This window comes from Humiphilus diazotrophicus (assembly GCF_059726315.1).
Genome location: NZ_AP040870.1, coordinates 5680093 through 5694682, shown reverse-complemented (window position 1 = coordinate 5694682; position 14590 = coordinate 5680093). Strand labels below are relative to the sequence as shown.

At 50.1% G+C, this 14590-nt stretch carries 12 protein-coding genes and 1 pseudogene; 8 read left to right on the top strand and 5 right to left on the bottom strand.

The window, feature by feature from the left end:
- Positions 1-16 precede the first annotated feature (16 nt).
- The 8 genes and pseudogenes from AC6I7T_RS23340 to AC6I7T_RS23305 all read left to right on the top strand — a co-directional run bounded on the left by AC6I7T_RS23340 (position 17) and on the right by AC6I7T_RS23305 (position 5429).
- Positions 17-589, top strand: a complete 573-nt coding sequence (locus AC6I7T_RS23340) for a hypothetical protein (RefSeq protein WP_497790168.1) — start codon at positions 17-19, stop codon at positions 587-589.
- Between the two features lie 95 nt (positions 590-684).
- Entirely contained in the window at positions 685-1107 is a 423-nt protein-coding gene (locus AC6I7T_RS23335; RefSeq protein WP_497794641.1) for a lysozyme, read from the top strand.
- A 76-nt stretch (positions 1108-1183) separates the two neighbouring features.
- Positions 1184-1759 carry a hypothetical protein gene (locus AC6I7T_RS23330; protein WP_497790167.1) on the top strand — a complete coding sequence of 192 codons (576 nt, stop codon included), beginning with the start codon at positions 1184-1186 and terminating at the stop codon, positions 1757-1759.
- Between the two features lie 426 nt (positions 1760-2185).
- Positions 2186-3031, top strand: a pseudogene (locus AC6I7T_RS23325) (RHS repeat-associated core domain-containing protein); the annotation flags it as partial.
- The gene (locus AC6I7T_RS23320; protein ID WP_497790166.1) at positions 3021-3581 is read left to right on the top strand and encodes a hypothetical protein; all 561 of its coding nucleotides are present in this window, start codon (positions 3021-3023) and stop codon (positions 3579-3581) included. The pseudogene AC6I7T_RS23325 and the gene AC6I7T_RS23320, both read left to right, overlap by 11 nt.
- 135 nt (positions 3582-3716) lie before the next feature.
- Entirely contained in the window at positions 3717-4058 is a 342-nt protein-coding gene (locus AC6I7T_RS23315) for a hypothetical protein (RefSeq protein WP_497790165.1), read from the top strand.
- A gap of 438 nt (positions 4059-4496) precedes the next feature.
- Positions 4497-5054 carry a hypothetical protein gene (locus tag AC6I7T_RS23310; protein WP_497790164.1) on the top strand — a complete coding sequence of 186 codons (558 nt, stop codon included), beginning with the start codon at positions 4497-4499 and terminating at the stop codon, positions 5052-5054.
- Positions 5055-5057: 3 nt separating this feature from the next.
- Positions 5058-5429 (top strand): transglycosylase SLT domain-containing protein, encoded by a 372-nt coding sequence (locus AC6I7T_RS23305; RefSeq protein WP_497790163.1) that lies wholly within the window; start codon positions 5058-5060, stop codon positions 5427-5429.
- Positions 5430-6355: 926 nt separating this feature from the next.
- On the opposite strand, the gene AC6I7T_RS23300 is transcribed toward AC6I7T_RS23305, so the two are convergent.
- The 5 genes from AC6I7T_RS23300 to AC6I7T_RS23280 form a co-directional block, all read right to left on the bottom strand.
- Complete coding sequence (locus tag AC6I7T_RS23300) at positions 6356-7267, bottom strand: LysR family transcriptional regulator (RefSeq protein WP_497790162.1); 912 nt, start codon at positions 7265-7267, stop codon at positions 6356-6358.
- Between the two features lie 530 nt (positions 7268-7797).
- On the bottom strand, positions 7798-8076 hold the full coding sequence (locus AC6I7T_RS23295) for a hypothetical protein (protein ID WP_497790161.1): 279 nt from the start codon (positions 8074-8076) through the stop codon (positions 7798-7800).
- 400 nt (positions 8077-8476) lie between these two features.
- Positions 8477-8728 (bottom strand): helix-turn-helix domain-containing protein, encoded by a 252-nt coding sequence (locus AC6I7T_RS23290; protein WP_497790160.1) that lies wholly within the window; start codon positions 8726-8728, stop codon positions 8477-8479.
- Positions 8729-9688: 960 nt separating this feature from the next.
- The gene (locus AC6I7T_RS23285) at positions 9689-11386 is read right to left on the bottom strand and encodes a hypothetical protein (RefSeq protein WP_497790159.1); all 1698 of its coding nucleotides are present in this window, start codon (positions 11384-11386) and stop codon (positions 9689-9691) included.
- Between the two features lie 6 nt (positions 11387-11392).
- A complete protein-coding gene (locus tag AC6I7T_RS23280; protein ID WP_497790158.1) occupies positions 11393-14563 on the bottom strand; it encodes a TonB-dependent receptor in 3171 nt (1056 codons plus the stop codon).
- Positions 14564-14590: the final 27 nt, after the last annotated feature.

Genomic DNA, 14590 nt, shown 5'->3' with positions numbered 1-14590 from the left:
GATGGAGAGCCAATCAATGCGAGTACGAACGCGACTCTATGTTGTCGGCGCCTTTTTTGCTGCGTACAGTCTGGTTTCGTTCGGACAATCCGCGCAGGCAAACTCTGAAGCGAGGCCCGTTGACCAATACATTCCCGCTGTCGTTCAAGCGGTCGAAGATGAGATCTACGATTACAATTTCGAAAACAAATACTTCCTTATTGACGATCAAGGAGCAGGGGATACGAAGCCTGCGAAAATTAGCATCTACATTTCAAGAAACATTTCCAAAGATGGCGATGGCGTTGCAATTTACAAACTGATGCCGTATGGAGAGGTTTATAGGCTCTTCGTGGTTCAAAAAAACGGCGTTGTCGTACTTCTGGGAGACCCTCAAAAGCGCTTTCTCCCGACGGGCGGCAGTGTACTCACCATCTATATGACTGACGAAAAGGTGTGTAGCTTTATCCAGCAGCGAGCAGTGAAATCCGCCTTCACCGTTGATCCTGGCGTATCAAAACAAAGGCTAGATGAGGCCGTCCAACGTCAACTAGGCCGCGTCGGATTCTCGTACCGGCGGTATTTGGCAAAACACTCTCAGAAGAAATAGTTCTTGGCTCAACAGCGGATGACTACGAACGCTGCCGGAGTGGATTTCATCGAAGGCTGAGAAGGCTGGAATAGAACCGTCGACAAAAAACCGGACTGACCTTTGCGAAGGATGATGGTTTCGATAACGGGACCATCGGCTGGGGACATAATTGCGGCAAGTGCACGGACTTCAAGGATGGCATTACGAAGGAGCAGGATGAGGCTCTTTTGAAAAGCGATCTCGCTGAATTCGAGAAATCTGTAAATGGTCTTGGCGCTTCTCTGAGCCAGCAGCAGTTCGATGGACTCGTATCGTTTGCTTTCAAGATACGCAACTACGGGAGTTCGACCCTCTTCGGGAATGTGTCATCTGGAACAGCAGTTACGGAAGCAAATTTTACAGCATATGGCCATGCACATGTTGGTGGAAAGCTAGTAGAAGTGCCAAGCTTAACAAGGGATGTACAACTCCGTCGAAATTCCGCCCACTGCCTGGAAGGCGCTTATCACAAGCGGAATCCGACAGATGCAACGTGATATCCCCATTTATCTGTCGCAATAGTGCAGTAAGGACGATGTACAGGAGCGAATTTACTGCATAGGAGGTAAAAGCATGAAGGCCATACAAGTTTCAATTGGATTCTTAATTCTGTGGGCTACGACCTATGCGCTAAGACATAGGATGATGTATCGCAATGCTGATTATGGAATCGCATTTCCGATTCCGAGTGGCGCCCAAATTTGTCCAGTTTCTTTGGGCGATAGGACCCACCACGGCGCTGCTTTTTTGCTAGGCACAAAGGATGTAAGCCAATGTAAAAGTCTTTCAGAAAAGCGATGGATAACCATCTGGGCTCAATATAACGTCTCTGAAGACACAAAAACGCTGCATTCATTTCTGCTATGGCAATGCCAATATGAAGCGAAGGGACAGTGCCAATCTATGCCTGAAGGACTATTCTTCCATGGCTTACCTAGCGAAGCGGCCCGCATTGATCGGCCTGATGGCTCTATCGAGATTCTGGTTGTTACGCAAGCGGGGAAACCTGATCCCGATTTTGATCCAACAGTTCCATCCAATAATTACGAACTCAGCTTGCACACAAATGTGCGTTCGTTCGATCAAGACATGATTGTTTTCCGCGAAATTTTGCGGTCGATCAAGATCGAACCTGGTTCTCGGAAATGATCGTTGACGGGTGACGCTCTGCAGTAGAATCAACAGCAGGGCGGTTCGCCCCAACAGCCTTCTCTTGCTACACAGCACATGACTCTTTGACACCAAGGCTGCGGACAGGCGTATCGGGCTGATTCTGATAGGGGCGAACCTTCACGGAAGTGAACAGGACGCTTGTTCCGAGAAAGAGCAAGCGACGATTACTATGAATGGCCTAGTCCGAAAATTGCCAAGATTAGTGCTTCTCCCATCTTGGATTCGAGTCACATACAAGAGTTGGCTTCGAAAAGAATCCGTCGCACCACAATTGCGGAATTTGCATGCACTCTGGAAGGACATACCACAAATCGCATCCGAACCCATTTGGAGCGAAGCGACACAATAATTCCCCCCAGGGCCAATAGAAATTGATCCCTCCCGAATTTCTTTACCGGGAAGCAGAGGGATTCACGATCAAATCTGGATGATTTTGGAGCAAGGTATTTTTCTTCGCAATGGCGGCGTTGGATGACTCCCGATTGGTCGGCAACAGTTCAGGCCGTACCCTATGCATCATTCACAAACCCACAATCACTAAACCTCTATGCGTATGTGGGGAATGACCCAGCTAACGGAGAGGACCTGGACGGACACTGGCGTTTCGATCATGGAACAGGATGTGGCGGGGATCTGTCTCTTTGCGCCTTGATGGGCTTCGATTCGTCTGGCAAGGGGACGCCTTACCAACAGATGGGGCTGGAAGATTATGCTTACAGGAAGAGAGCTGCAAGTCCGAGTGGTGGGTCTTCATCTCCAGCTTCTGAAAGCACAACTCCCTCTAGCGCTTCTGGGGCTCAACCGCAGGAACAAAAGGCAGAAGTAGGATATGGCGAAACTGCTGGCCTCGTCCCTGAACGAGCTGCGAATGCAGATCCAAAGAAGAAAAGCCCATACGACCCTTCTACGTGGGACCCCGCTTCGACTCAACAACTCCAGGATGCCCGTCAGAACATCATGGATATTTCTGATCGAAACAGCAATGTGAAGAGAGCAACCGCCTCAGACAATCCGATCGAGCAACAGCTGTGGAATGCCAACATGGATGCGGCGAAGAAGAGTAACGGAAGCTTACCTGGGAAGTACTTCTTCATTCGGCAAGAAGGAGCAAAGAATCCGCAACATCCTTCAAAGAAAGCAGGGTATGGGCAAGGAGTACCAACCAAGTCGTACGGACTATTTAGAAATGTAGGGGGAGGCGATGTACCACGTGGAAACAGGACATTCATCGACATCTATGAGAAATAAGCTGGCATCATTTCTCATATTTACATTGCTAACAGCACCGTCAGTTCAAGCTCAGCAAGAACCGATAACGGGACAGATCACGCCCGCCCAAAGGGTAGCTCGTCTCGGAACACAAGGAAATGACGATATAGCGGATATAAAACAGTTGGCAGCGACCCCGAAAGTCAGCGTAGACCTGTTGATTGCTGACCTCCATCCCATACCTGATTCTGACGAGTTTGCAAAAGCGGACAAGCCTTCGACGGAGCATGTTCTATGGATGATTCGCGGGCTTCGATACATGACGGGTAGCATTGACTTCTGTGCCCAGAGTAAACATATTTTCGGAAACTCCGAGGAGGAAAAGAACCGTAAATACTGGTTGACTTTTCACCATAAGGACTGTTTGACTTTTTTCGGCTATTGGATGTCGCGGGACCGAATATACATCGCTCCGACTGATGCACAAGAGAACATCATTTCTCAGTGGCAACACTGGTATGCCGTATATGGCGCAAAGTTCGAGTACAAAACACTCCCAAACCCGCCTCCAGAGAAATGGCTCTGGTAATGAACAAGTACATACAAGCTTGGGTCGCTAATGCGAACATTAGCGGCCCAACAGACGAATTCCGACAAGGACACCAATGTAATGCTCCACGCGGGCGTACCGCCCACACCTTCTGGCTCAGCAGTTATCAGGTAAATGAACGGGGAGATCGTTCCGCAGGCTAACACAGACCACGAAGTGCAAACATTCAGAAATGGTGGTGGAAGCGACGCATCTCATGCAACAGTCGAAGCAATCGAGGTTCAAAAAGAACAATTTCCCGGGATGGAAGTGAGGCTCTTAGGATCTCAAAGGGGAGGCCCGGAGAAGTGGCAAGGAGATCCGAATAAGGGAAGCGACGTCGATCAGCTGATGCAGAATGAGGAAACCGCTAACCCGCAAAAGTACGTTGACGGCAAGCGGGTGCAAGTGCTCGTAGGCGCTGATGCCAAAGGCAATCTGAATCCCTTTCGTCTACCTCATGCAGTTCTTGACTGACAAAGAAAGCAAGACGACTGAGGAATTGTATAGCATGGCAAAAGCTGGGCGAATGAGAACCAATTGGTAAGCGCATATCTTTGTCTTTTGAACAGGCTCGCCTAGCAATCGCTGAGGTTGCGAATCGAATAATTGATGCTGGGTATCCTGATCGAGTGGCGACATCTACACTTGGCATCTACTCTTTACTATAAGGAAGCAGCTGGTCTTAAGAGAGGCGATCCTACGGCTGTCGATGTCCACAACGCTTCTAGAACGGCAGCGGAAGCCGCTGTCAATGGGTCGAACACAACCAAAGGGGCCCCTCAGTATCGAACACGAGGAGGCCTTGATGTATCAACTCTGCCTGGAAAGTCCAAAACCAGCCCTGGAACTCCTGTCTCGATGCATTTTGAAACACACTGTTGTCATCGTGGTGGCACCTTGAGGAATATGACTATGAATCGTGTTTTGCTTCTCGCATTATTTTGCGCGTTATCAGTTGGCGCTGCATTCGCGGGGAATCAGCGCCGACTTTCCACTGCTGAAATTTCAGATCTAAAGCAAGCCATATGTGACGAAATCTATGACTATGGTTATTCCAGAGAGTTCTATCAAATTGGTGAAAATGTCGGTACGCCACAACATTGGATCGCTCACGTCCGCATATATATAGATCCTATGTACAACTCCGTAGATCAGCATGGCCAAGTGATCTACAAGCTAATGCCATTCGGACAGATTTATCGGCTTTTCTTCATTGACAAGACTGAAAGACTCACCCTTGATGGCAATCCTCAGAATCGATTTCCTATTACTCAACCAAGTCGACAGACTGTTTACATGGATGAGGAGGAAGTACGTCAGTACGAGCAGGCATGGACGAAGAGTTCTTTTACGATTGATACCAAACCAAGTACCGATACCATCCGATCTGTGGTCAAGAGACAAAAGGTACGATCTGGGTTTTCGGAGTGGGAGTATAAACACCCTGATCAGGTTGTGCCAAACAAGTAGTCTTTGGCCCAACAGCAGAGTTTGTCAGCCTCAGCCGAGCAAGCAATCCTAAATTTTAACCTGAGTGGTGTTCAGGCTACAGCGTTTGAAGCCGTAGCGATCAGTGCGGGCAATAAGTACGGCGTTGATCCGAATGTTTTAGTGGGGATGGCTGGGCAAAAGTCAACGTTCAATCCAGAAGCACAATCGTCTACAAGTACGGCAAATGGCTTGTTCGGTTTGACGGCTGGAGTTCGCTCGCAATACGGCTTGAGTAGTGGCGATGCAACCGGAACGAGCGCCTCTGCAATCACCACTCAAGTAACTACGGCCGCACATTATCTCGGTGACCTGAAAAAGGGCCTGTGCCTAAATCACATCCTGAGCACTCCCTAGCAATCGCCATCGGGTATTATCGTGGTTCCCGTAAAGGCGTGAATGGAGCGATGAGTTCAAAAGGTGGGTACAACGCAATGCTTAAGCTCTCATATGGCGGTGAGACATTGGGGCATTACATCAACTCAATGGAGAGATGTGTTCCATGAAATCATTTCGTTTTAGCGTCACACTCATGTCTGTATGTTTCAGCCTTGCGATGTCTATCGGGCAGATGTGCAACGGTCAGGCCGCAGACCCTGCGAAAGCTCTGTTTTCGAGTGTTTCTAAACGAGAGACATTGTTAGCAGGGATATCGACAGAAGAACTCATTATTGGTAAAGGCGTTAAAGGTGATTGGAGGGCGGTAATCGTCAGAGGCGGCTCAACACATCAGATCATTTCACATCAGATCATCTGGGACTCGAATACGTTGCGTGACTCCTTTTTCGCTGTCAGGGCACCCGACTGGATCAGAAGTTCATCTCAGGGTTCGGACTACGAAGTCGTTATGCGTGGCTGTGTACCGCACCAATGTACGGACGGGAGGATCGGAATAGCGGTCTTTTCAGGGAGAACAAAACGTCTATATGTAGAACATTTGATTTCGCAAGATAGCGGGGGCTATACCGTGCAATTCAATCCAGTCGAAATGCCGCCAGAGGTTCGCGTCGAGTTGGAGAAAGCAGCTTGTACTGATCCAGGAATTACAGCGCCATCTCGGCTACCTTTTCCGTGTCATTGAGTGGCCTTCAGCCACTGGTCGGTCCAAGCCCGCGCCGAGATAAAGTTCCTAGAGGAAGAGTGCAGACGCTCGATGAATGCGATCGCTCACGTGTCCAAGGAAGAAGGAAGATGGAGAAAGAAGGGTTTGAGCTATTCTTCGGCACTGAATAACTTATTTGTGTGGCGGAACATCCAGATGCGAGGACATTCCGCCCTCATGTTTAGTTGACTTCCGTTTTAAGCGCCAATAGCTTTGCAGAAAGTTCATCGATACAATCCTTCAGGACTCCGTACCTCTGATCGCGACGCATGAATAGCGCCGTCTCAATTCCGAGATATCGGTCAGTAAGCGGTTTAAAGACGACGCCGGTACGCGAAATACGGGCAACGGATCGAGGCATCAAAGCAAGACCAAATCCCTGGGCCACAAACTCGAGCGCATGCGTTGTGGCCCACACTTCCCTGAAGACAGGTTCAGCTCCGATGCTTTGTATATACTTCCTCAGCTGTCTATAGAAACGTGGATGCAGGGAGCGTGGAAACAGGAAAACTATCTGCGCGTGAAGATCTCTCACCGTCAGATCTCTCTTCTGTGCGAGAGAATGATTCTTCGGCACGCAAACGGTAAAACCTTCCCGTCCAACCTGTTGAATCCAGAGATCATCGTCAGCAACAGGACGTACTCCCAGTGCTGCATGAATCTGTCCTCGAAGTACTCGTCCAACCAGTTCCAGCGTGGAAGCACTCTCGAATACTATCCCCGCATTTTCCTCTCCCGGAGGCGTCATCCGATACAAAAGCGGTAAGAAGGCGCTATGGGTATACGGGGAATATCCGATCCGATAAGGTCCATTTTCGATTCGTGACTGGAACCGGGCCAGATCGCGCGCACGTTCCGCGTGGTTGAGTGAGAGCGCAGACTCCAGAACAAAAACTCTGCCCGCCTTGGTTAATTCCGTCTTACGAGTAGTCCGCTCAAATAACCTGACGCCGATCTCTTTCTCTAGCGCCGCGATTCTGCGTGTAATAGATGGTTGTGGCACACCTAACTTTCTGGCGGCCCGGACAAAGCTTCCCTCTTGCGAGATTATGACGGCTAACTGATGAACATCCAACAAACTCCTGCTTTGCATGGCAACCTGCCTTGGGGAATGGGGATTGCAGATACCGTGGGTATCCGGCTACATGCCGCGATTCAGGAATGTAGTACCTCATTGGATGCTGGCAAGTCTGTGCAGGAATAAGCCTTTCGACATAAGCTCTTAAGTTTGCTGCGAGTGCAGTTAGCAGACAGGAGTGGCGCATTAAAGTAGACAAATTGGGGATAATACGCCACAACAACGGCTCTTTCGAGGTGTAATAGTTATGGCCAATTATAGACTACATACACGTCCTAATGCCGGAAAACACTACTAATTATGGTAACTAAGCAACTTGTAGAGCGTATTACCTCGGTAATTTGTTTATGTAATCGATCGGGTTAATCTCAGTGCAGCTGTGTACAATACGCCACAAATTTCGATGTACAGAGCACTTTAAGTGTCCTTGATGAAAAGTAGGCGTTGCTTCACCATCTCTTCGCAGTGATAACACCTGTCTACAATTCACCCTTTTCTCTGTTTATTGTGGAATGAAGAGCTAAGGGATATCAGAGATCTTGTCTTCATGAATCGCCAAGAAAACCGTAATCGACAATATCACCAGCCAAATCACCTTCTTCATCCACATCCATGAACTGAACCTTGAATCCAGTACGAGAATCCAGTCGAAAGATGGAGCCATCAGTGAATTGAAATTCGAAAAAGTGACCTTCGCCGGGAAAGGTCTCAATTTCCGCCTCTTTCGGACAGTACCGGACTCGGACTAAACACTTACCTGGCAACTCCTTAATTACTACATCTCCAGGACGCAAGGGTGAAATCCACTCTGTAAATTCGGACATGCACTCTCCTTGAATGTGAGATCCATTTACCCGTCTTAGACGCCAGCTGAACGGATACAGTTGAGTAGAGCCCGTTGTAAATCTCATGGAAATTGTTAGCTCGGAGTAACCAGGAGGAGATCCTGCGCTATATCGGGGAATAGTCTCCCCTTTTGCTTCGCAGGCGAGTCAATAGAACTTGACCGCATCATGCCCATTTCAAAGGAAAGACCAAACAGCTAAGAATCTGAGCCTACTGTGTTTCCCATGTAAGGACGAAAAGTCAAGTTATCTCGGAATTATCGGGTCATGCAGTAAGCGATATTCAGGGAAGGACCACCCCAATACAGCGCCTGTAAAGATACCGGGCCCAAGCGAGGGAGCATCGGTAAAATCAACGCTAGCTCTGGTCTCGGGCAGTCTATTCAGAGTTAGAGTTGCCTTCTTTACCAGTCAGAATCCATTCCATAGATTTTCCAAAGAACTTTGCCAGCCGATATAAAACAACGGAGCCCATCTCCTTTGTGCCTTTTTCAATCGAGGAAATATGGCTTTGCCTCACACCGACAGCCTCTGCCAGTTCTGATTGTGTCATATCAAAACCGCGCAGGGCCCGGATGCGGCGACCTACAGCGATCCAATCGGCTTCGTAATATTTCTTTGCAGCAGGCATTGACAAAATATCTATAGAGATTAAAAATCTCTATAGATATGAGACTCCGTTCTGTCTAGTTAAAGACGATTCTCTCCATGACCGAAACCTCGGCACGGAGCACGCCGGTGCGCTAACACCGACGTGTCCCTGACCACACATCACCTTGCTTAGAAAGGCGACGAGATGGCTGTATCTAAAAATACCCTCAGCACGTCCTCCGAGACAAACTCTCCACCCCCAAAGTTCTTCCGCAACATTCAAACTCCTCCGAAGTACAGACAACCCTGCCGAAAAGGGAAGAATCGCGCAAAACCCAGAATCCTACGATGGCAGCTCAATTCCCCTGTTCTTGAGCGCTAGGAGGTCCCCATGAAAAAGGACTTCCGTAATCAGTTGCTTCTCCAGATTGAAATGCTGCGTGGCAACATTTCGCACCAGGAATTAAGCAAAAGGCTAGGTACTGAGACGGAACGCGCCCTAGCCCGATACATTGCAGGCAAAATCCACCTGAAGGTGGACGACTTCGAAAGGGTAGCTAAAGCTCTCCGCATGGATGCCCGGATTCTTGCGGAGACGTGGGCCACATCTCTGGATCTGCAGCCGCCAGCCAGAAATTCGGTGAACTGGATGATCGAACGGGCTTTTCGGCACTGGAGACGCTATTCGCGCCTCTCCAAGTATCGTGTCCCACCTAACCCTTCCGTGATGGTCATTATCCGAAACAAATATGCCGACAGACTGCCCCGGCAAATTCCTGCTTTATGGTTTAAGTCCCACAGATCGGGAAAGGACACCCCAGAAGCACGAGAGAAGTTCGCCCGCGCCTTCCAGATGTTGATCGAATTCGTCCATGAGCATCAATCCCAGCGCAATGTTGGAGCCAGGCACGGGCTCAGTGCGTCGCGAGCAGCGCAATTGATGAGGCGAGCGGCTTACACCTGGGCCAGGAGCGAAGGCATCGACTTGCTCCACGACAGGTCAGTTCCCTTCAGCCTCGGCAATGCCTCCAGTCCCCGCCGGTCCGGGAAGATCCTTCGGATAGTAGTCTTCTTCTCTTTGCGACGATCCCGCCGTAGCCATTGGACCGAGATACATAATTCCTTGGCTGGCAATCGGAGCCGGAGCAAATGAGGGGCTATCTCCATAGCCGCACATAAAGTAGGGTCCGAATGGCTTGGTATGAACGACCAATGGGTATCTTTCGCCTCCTTTGTAGTCTGGAGGCAGCAGCAGCAGACCGCTCGCGTTAAATCCCAGAGCGGTTTGCCAATGTACAATCCGTGGTTTCGCCCAAGCCAGATCCTCAAACTGTGGGTTCAGGTTCTCAATGACGCTCACTTTTCGATCCCCGTACCTATAGCTAAACAGCCCTGGAGGTGTCGTCGTATTGTCAAAACCACCGATTACAATTCTTCCGTCACTCGCAATCGCAGAGGCAACATTCTCAAGTGGAATGTTGATTGTCCCGTCCTGCTTCCAGGCTCCATCTTTATGCCTGAACCATGTCAAAGTGCTGGCAGCGGTTGCAACCAGCAATCTGTCATCCGATGTCCAGATAAGCGGCTGGTTGTTGTCAACCGGCTGGCTCAGCTTCTCAGTAACCTCTTCCACCTTCCCCGTCTTTGTTTCTACCCAGAAAAGATGCGCATCCCCGCCAACCCTCAAACGGTGATGCATAGCATCATCCGACTCCCAGGTTGAGTCCACCGGGGATTTCGCAGCCACAACAAAAGAGCTACTGTCCGGAGACCATAAAGGCCGATTCAAGAGAAACGGTGTCTTCAGAGGTATGGTTGTCTTCTGGGTAGCAATATCGTAGAGAACCAGGACTGGCGTGAAGCCCGCCCAGGCTGCGACATTCAAGGACTTCACGAAGGGGCTGTTTTGCCATTCCGCTGTTGTGGATGCCACAGGTTCCAGATAAGTGAGTAATAATTTAGAGCCGTCAGGCGAGATACTTGGCGAAACTCTGCCACCAACTGTTATCTCCGCCTCGATTAAATCCGTAAATGGAGACTGTATAGCTACACGCCTGACTCCGCTCCATTCGCGACCGGTTTTTCTCGATAGATATAGTCGTCCTTTGAAATACGACGGCACGGTCTCTTCGGACTCAATCCCCAGCCTGTACCCTCTTGCAATCTCCTCTGGAGAATGCGAATCGGCAGAATGCGAGCGCCAATCTTCTCCCCAATTCCCGACGAAGAAAACAACCGTACTGGCATTCTCATCGGTAGAATACTCAAGAATCGGTTCCTCAAACTTGACCAAGATTTCTCGCATTCCGGAAATAGCATCGATCTCCTCTACCTGATATTCGCGATTTGACGAAGTAAGAATCGTCAGGTGGCGTCCGTCTCGAAGCCATCTCACTTCAGACACCGATCCTTGGAGAAGGAGACGCGCTGCTTGCGGGGTACCCTCCGAGAGTTCCCTGACATAGAGAGCAGTTTCATCCAGATTGCTTTCCAGATTTGGGGTGCGGACAAGATACGCAACTTTCGATCCGTCTGCATTGAGCTGGATTGGACTCATCAGTGACTTAGTCTGATGAAGCAAGGTTCGCATCGAGGCGCAATCACGAGCTGTAACGCTACGCTTTTCCTGCGCCCCGCACTCCCCTTGTATGAGTGTTCCTAACACTGATGCGATTACGACGAAACTAACCTTTTTCATAGGCCTCTAGAATGATGCCCTCAGGGAGAACTGCATGGATCTGGGTCCTCCTTGCTGATACTGCTGCGCCATAGTATTCAGGCTCGAATTCAGCATTGCGGTAGCCTGCCCAAACTGAGCATTGGAAAGGGTGGATTGAACTAAGCCGAAATTCGGATGATTGAGAAGATTGAAGGCCTCGGCGCGAAACTGCAGCCGGGCATGATCGGTAAGCGGAAAGGCACGGCGGACCGAGAGATTAATCTGGTTTTCTCCGAAACCTCGCACAAAGTTCCTGGGAGCATTCCCGTAGCTGTTCCCCGCCGGAAGAGTAAAAGCGGCAGTCGCGGCACTTGCCGAAGGACCACCATTCAGAACTCTTCCGCCCGGGTACTGTCGTCCATAGAGGTAGACCGGCTTCGAGTGGTCGTAGTTGACTCCGGTATAGTAGGCGCTTCCTGTTACCGGATCCGTTCTGTAATTCCCGGACAAGGTGATAGGAAAGCCAGTCCGAGCAATAAAGCGACCGTCCAGCCCCCAACCTCCCAGCAGTTGCTGGCCTATGCCATTCAACTTTGGAGCGGGAACATCCCAGCTGACTCCAGCCTGAAGATTGTGTCTCAGATCGAAATCCGAGTTGCCACGCACAAGAGGAATGGAAGAGAAGTTCGATCCGAAATCGAAGGAATGAGCCCACGAGTAAGAAGCTAATGCCTGCAGTCCGTTCGTGATGCTGCGCTGAAACTGTACCTGCAGAGCGTTATAGCTCGAAGAGACGTTATTCGGGAAATAGAAGATGGAAGTAAAGTTCGGATTGAGCGGTTTAACAGAGAAATATTGCTCAGTGAGAAGTCTTCTCCCATTTGCCCCAACGTAGGTGACCGTCAGCGACTGATTCCGCCCAAGCCCCTGCTGCAAGGCGGTATTCCATTGCAGAGTGTACGGAACCTGCAGGTGCTGAGGGAAGGCATATACCGAAGAATAAGGTGGGGCGACTGAAGGCGTGAAATTAAGCTGGAAGGAAGAAACTGGCAAGGAGCCCGATGGAAAGCTATTAAGTTGACTGAATCCGAGAGCACCCGCGCCATACCCAAGAGCACCGGCTTCATTGGGAGTATCGAAGAATACCCCTCCCCCGGCACGAAGAACGGTTTCAACTCCAGGATGATTATTCGCTGTCCACGCAATACCCAAACGCGGCGCGAAATTATAGAAGTAAGTCTTCCAAAGATCGGTCCCCTTCGGCGCCAGACGCAACGTACTCGGAGCATGGATACTTCCAAGCACCGTATACGCGCTGTTTCCGTGCTCTTCATATGGCGCAGGATCGATTTCCCAACGCAGGCCCAGGGAGAGGCTGACTCTACTGCGAACGTGCCACTCGTCTTGCAGGAAGAGTGCAATATTGTTGAAGATTGGCGTCGAATTCGTGTACTGCTGAACGTAAAGCGTAGAGGCTTGGTTTTTCGTTAGTGACTGGGCAGTCGTGTACGTGGCCAGAACTAAGGCACCGGGCCAAATACGCGGCAATTTTAGCGTGCGGTAATTGACACCGAAGCTTAAGAGATGACGGCCTCGCAAGGCGGATACAGTATCGACGATGTTCCATTGCCGAAGCTGCGACTTCAAACTCTGAGCCGTCAGTCCCGAAGTTCCTGCCCCAGATTGGCTAATAATGAAGTTGACGCTCTGGGCTGGACCTACTCCTGCCACAGTCCTCAGATCAATCGCCTTTGCACCGCCAAAGCTATCAAGCTCACTTGTTTGTGAGGAGTCGCTTCGAGCGTACCCGACTCGAAAGCTGTTCGTGATGTTCTGCGCGAGTTGGCTCGTCGCTCCAAAGGTGTAGGTATCGGCTTCAGCAGAGGTCTTTGTAGTCACGGACAAGGAGCGTGAATTAGCTCTACTCGGCGTAATCCCAGTTCTGAAGAAGACCGACAATTGGGGACCGTATGTGTAATCAAGCCGAATGCTCGTGGAGTCGATAGAGCTTGGTAACGAATAAGGCTGGATAAACTGCGCCAGAAGGCCATAATCTGTTCCACCCTGGCTCGGCAGAGGATAAGCATTCAAGATAGAGCGTATCTGCGAAGAGAGAGTCGGTGAATTCCTGATCGCATTGTCCGGGACATAGAGCGGCGTAGCCGACTGTGGTTGCGTAAGTCGCAGCCCTTCATAAGAACCGAAGAAGAAGATGTTGTCTTTACTGTCGCTGATGTGGGGCAGTTGAACCGGACCTCCAAACGTACCTCCAAAATCGTTCTGACGAAGCGACGGAGTCGGTTTCCCATAGTGATTATTGAACCAGTCGTTTGCATCGAAGAAGTTATTGCGAAGATAATCAAAGGCGCTGCCGTGATAGGTGCTCGTCCCGGAGCGAGTCAGAAACGAAAACTGTCCGCCCGGAGAACCACCATATTCTGCAGAATATGTCGAACTTGAGACTCTGAATTCCTGCAGCGCATCGATGGAGAGCAGACTCTGGGTTGTTCCTAAAGTAGTCGTTGCGCCAACGGTTCCATTGCGATTACTGCCAGGAAGACCGGCAGCTGTATTTGCCGAAACTCCGTCTACTGTGTAGTAATTCGATTCGGTTCTCTGCCCGTTGACACTGAAATCACCAGCGGTTCCGGCACCGGCAGTAGCGGTTTGCGGACTCTGCGTTGACACGCCGGGAGTCATCAAAATCAGATCTTGAAAGCTTCGTCCATTGAGAGGAATATTCTCGACGAACTTCCGATCAATCACTGTTCCAACGGATGCATCGGTCGCATTAAGAGTCCGGCCACTGCCGTCGACAGTGATGAATTCATGCGTAGAACTCACGCGCAATTTGATTTGGATTACCTTATGATCGCCGACATTCAGGATGACATTATCAATTGCCACCTCGGCAAAACCCTCTTTGCCTATCCGCAGCCGATAGGAGCCGGGCTCAATCGACGAAGCGGAAAAGACTCCCGCGTCATTCGTTAAAAAGCTCAGTTCCACACCGGTCGAAACATTCTCTACCGTCACTCGCGCATGACTCACGGCGGCATTCGAATCATCCGCGATGTTGCCCTGCAAGCTCGCGCTGCTAACCTGCGACTGAACCGGCGAGGGTGCCAACAGCAGATAAAGGACAACGCACCCAAGGATGAAATTAAGACAGGGATATCGCATATCCGCTCGAAAGCGGAGTAATCGGGCCAACATAGTTTTCTCCGTGATATTGAGTCGGTG

What these genes read in the sequence shown, in the direction of transcription:
- AC6I7T_RS23290 (WP_497790160.1), bottom strand. Translation starts at nt 8,728, where the DNA reads ATGCCTGCTGCAAAGAAATATTACGAAGCCGATTGGATCGCTGTAGGT.
- AC6I7T_RS23340 (WP_497790168.1), top strand. Translation starts at nt 17, where the DNA reads ATGCGAGTACGAACGCGACTCTATGTTGTCGGCGCCTTTTTTGCTGCG.
- AC6I7T_RS23330 (WP_497790167.1), top strand. Translation starts at nt 1,184, where the DNA reads ATGAAGGCCATACAAGTTTCAATTGGATTCTTAATTCTGTGGGCTACG.
- AC6I7T_RS23285 (WP_497790159.1), bottom strand. Translation starts at nt 11,386, where the DNA reads ATGAAAAAGGTTAGTTTCGTCGTAATCGCATCAGTGTTAGGAACACTC.
- AC6I7T_RS23300 (WP_497790162.1), bottom strand. Translation starts at nt 7,267, where the DNA reads ATGCAAAGCAGGAGTTTGTTGGATGTTCATCAGTTAGCCGTCATAATC.
- AC6I7T_RS23295 (WP_497790161.1), bottom strand. Translation starts at nt 8,076, where the DNA reads ATGTCCGAATTTACAGAGTGGATTTCACCCTTGCGTCCTGGAGATGTA.
- AC6I7T_RS23315 (WP_497790165.1), top strand. Translation starts at nt 3,717, where the DNA reads ATGAACGGGGAGATCGTTCCGCAGGCTAACACAGACCACGAAGTGCAA.
- AC6I7T_RS23310 (WP_497790164.1), top strand. Translation starts at nt 4,497, where the DNA reads ATGAATCGTGTTTTGCTTCTCGCATTATTTTGCGCGTTATCAGTTGGC.
- AC6I7T_RS23320 (WP_497790166.1), top strand. Translation starts at nt 3,021, where the DNA reads ATGAGAAATAAGCTGGCATCATTTCTCATATTTACATTGCTAACAGCA.
- AC6I7T_RS23280 (WP_497790158.1), bottom strand. Translation starts at nt 14,563, where the DNA reads ATGTTGGCCCGATTACTCCGCTTTCGAGCGGATATGCGATATCCCTGT.